Annotated in this window: 2 protein-coding genes; both read right to left on the bottom strand. The window is 67.6% G+C overall.

What is annotated here, in order from left to right; genetic code table 11:
* Positions 1-383, bottom strand: a 383-nt coding sequence (locus M0R80_31695) for a hypothetical protein (GenBank protein ID MCK9464205.1), incomplete at its 3' end; no start/stop codon positions are given.
* 181 nt (positions 384-564) lie between these two features.
* A partial coding sequence (locus M0R80_31690) for a hypothetical protein (protein ID MCK9464204.1) occupies positions 565-3,325 on the bottom strand: 2,761 nt, incomplete at its 5' end.

Here is a 3,325-nt window from a genome sequence, read left to right as displayed (position 1 = left end):
GGAACCGGCACCTCGAACCACGCCGTGTTCCCCAGGTTGTCCTCGCACCCCGGCATCGCCCCGTCGAACGTGTCCTCCGTGAAGAACATCCAGTCGCTCACGAAGTCCCACTCGAGCGGCTCGTCCGGCACCTCGATCGCGCCCTCGCACGTCGAGCCGCCGTCCGGCGCGCCGGCGTCCGAGTCGGTGTCGGTGTCAGTGTCCGAGTCGGTGTCGGTGTCCGAGTCGGTGTCGGTGTCCGAGTCGATGTCGGTGTCCGAGTCCGAGTCCGAATCCGCGTCGGTCCCACCGTCTCCGTCTTTGTGCTCGCTGCTCTTCGCGCACGACCAGAGCCACATGGAGGCCGCGACCACGATGACCGTCATGAATCTAGCTCGCCGCATCGACATCTCCCCTTTCAGTCTCTTCGAACCGCCGTCAGCAGGCAGGGTCACCCCCCTTGCGAAGCGACGGGGTCTGAACATCTCAAACACATTAGTGACCGACAACTCGATGGGCTCACAGGAGAATCTTCGATTTTTCATTCGACAGGCGAACGAAAGAACGCCGCAAGCCGGGGGACGGTCAGTAGTGGATCCTTGTATTGGGCATGTACGAGGCCGTGTAGCCCGAGGGCGGCGAGGCCGGCGCGGGGTTGGTGGAGTCGCTGTAGTAGTAGAGCGACCGCGTGCCCGTCACCGAGGAGCAGTAGAAATACGTGATGGAAGTGATGTACGAGCCCGTGTTCTTGTCGACCGCGATCACGAGGTTGTCCGTGCCGTTGTAGCTGAACGGCGTGTCGAGGTCGATCATGTACCACCCGGAGGAGCTCAGGGCGAGCGTGCCGCTGTAGACCTGCGTCAGTCCGGCGAGCGTGACCCAGTCCGTGCCGCTCGAGAACGTCGCCTTGGTCGTGTGCCCCATGTAGATGACGATGGTCTCGGTCGACGATCCGGCGCCGTTGTACTGCCAGCCGATCTGCTGGATCGGGCCCGCGTACAGCTCGCTCGGGAGGTAGATCGTCTGCGAGTAGGAGTAGTTCCAGAACAGCTCCATCGGCATGTAGTAGTCGGAGGTCCCGGTCCCGAGCGTCACCTCGGGCGGCGTGGTCATCCGCGTGAACGTCAGGTCGAGCGCGCCGGTGACGATGCCGTCACCCTCGACGACGACGTAGACCGTCGCCGCGGACGACGAGCTGTTCTGCCACCAGGCGGAGCTGGCTCCGGCCACGACGCAGTTGTTCGTCGCGCAGCTCCCGAGCATCTGGACCGCGACATCGGTGGACGTGCCGTTGGACGCGTTCAGCCAGTTGCCGGCGGGCACGGTGACGGCGAACCAGACCTCGGGGCCGATCGCGCCGGCGCACCCGGTGCTGCCGGTGAAGCCGTCCACGAAGCTCGACAGGTCGCCGGACCACGAGCCCGTCGCGGTGGAGGTCAGGTCGATCGGGATCGCGTTCGAGCAGAAGTTGCCGTTCGCCGCGGTGGAGACGCTCACCCGCGTCTGCACGGTCCCGCTCGTCGCCGTCTTGCCGCGCACCGCGGCGTAGACGGTCTTCGTCGCCCCGCTCGTGTTGTACCAGTTCACCATCTCCGGCGCGTCCGACGAGCCGAGGCACGTGTCCAGGACCGGGCAGTCCTCGGTCAGGTAGACGACCGCGTCCACCGAGTTCAGCTCCTCCACCTTCACGACCCGATCGTCCGGCACGTCGATCGCGTACCACACCGTGCTGCCCGACGCCGGCTCGCACACCCCGTTCGGCCAGGACGAGCCGAAGTCCGACAGCGGCTGGTAGTTGGTCCACGGCACGGTCCCCTCGTTCACGTCGATCGCCGTGGCGCAGGAGTCGCCGGTGGCGATCGCCTCGGTCGCGAACAGCACGTCGATGCCGCCCGCGACGGTCGCGTTGTCGTACGCCTCGAACCCGATCGTCACCGTCGCGTTCGACGCGGACTCGTTGTACCAGATCAGCTCCTCGGCCGCGGACACGACGCAGACCTCGTCCTCGCCGCACTCGTCCACGACGTGCAGCCGCGTCTCGACGGTCAGGTCCTCGTTCGTCACGACGAGCTTCTGCGCCGGCCCCACCGTCACGTCGAACCACACGTCGCGGCCGTCCGCGTCCTCGCACGACGCGTCCGTCATCGTCACCGTGTCCGTGAAGCTCGTCCAGTCGCCCGACGTCCAGCTCACGTCGAGGCTCGTCACGTCGATCGGGATCGGGTTCGCGCACAGGTCGCCCTGCGGCTGCACGTCCCAGCTGAACGTCACGTCGTAGCCCGCGAACGCCGGCGAGTCGTCCATCGCGTCCACCGCGACGTACACCGTCTGCGCGGAGGACGTGGTGTTCAGGTACTGCAGGATCCCCGTGTCCGACGTGAGCTCGCACGCGGTGTCGCCGCACGCGTTCAGGAGGCTCAGGCTCACGTCCTCCATCCCCGTCAGCTCGGTGACGGTCAGCCGCTGCGCCGCCGGCACCGGCACCTCGAACCAGACCTCCGCGCCGCCCGCCGCGCCGCAGCCCGCGCCGCCCCACCAGTAGTCCCCGAGCGCCGCCCAGGTGCCCGTGTAGTGCGCCGTCGAGCCCTGCGGCACCGCGACGGCGTTCGTGCAGAAGTCGCCCGCCACCGGCGCCGCCAGGCTGAACGTGAACTGCGTCGTCGTCAGCGTGCCCGAGGACACGAGCCCCGTCACCACGTACACCGTCACGGGCGACGCGCTCTGGTTGTGCCACACCAGGATCTCGGGGTTCTCCGGCGCCTTCACGAACCTGAGCACCGTCGGCGCGCCCCCGCAGTCCGAGACCGCGGCGATGAACGTGTTCGACGTGCCGGCGGTCTTCTCCACCCGGAGCACCGTGTCCGCCGGGACGGTCACCTCGTGCCAGACGTCCGGCCCGCTCGTCCCGGGGCACACGCCCGCCGGGCAGGTGTGGATGAACAGCGTGCTCGTCCCGCTCCAGGTGTGCGGGAACGACGCGATGTCCACGGCGTCGATGCACGTGTCGCCCTCGGGCAGATCCACCAGCGAGACCGTCGCCGTGAAGTTGCCCGCCGTCAGGTAGTAGTCCTGGATGAACGCGTGCACGTCCACGGTCTCCGCCGTCGTGTTCGTGTAGACGAACGACCCCGTCGAGTACCCGTACTGGCTCAGCGTGCACGCCGTGCAGTCGAGCGAGTAGCCGAAGTAGTACGATCCGTACGGCGACGTGCACTGGAACGTCATCTGCGTCGCCGCCGGCACCGGGATGTCGAACCAGACGTCGGCCCCCGTCGCGTACGAGTACCCGCAGCTCGTCGGCATCACGTCCACCTCGTAGTCCGCCGCCGGCACCGTCTCCGTCTGC

It is taken from the genome of Pseudomonadota bacterium, assembly GCA_023229365.1.
GTDB lineage: Bacteria > Myxococcota_A > Polyangia > JAAYKL01 > JAAYKL01 > JALNZK01.
This window is presented reverse-complemented; position numbering and strand designations above follow the sequence as displayed.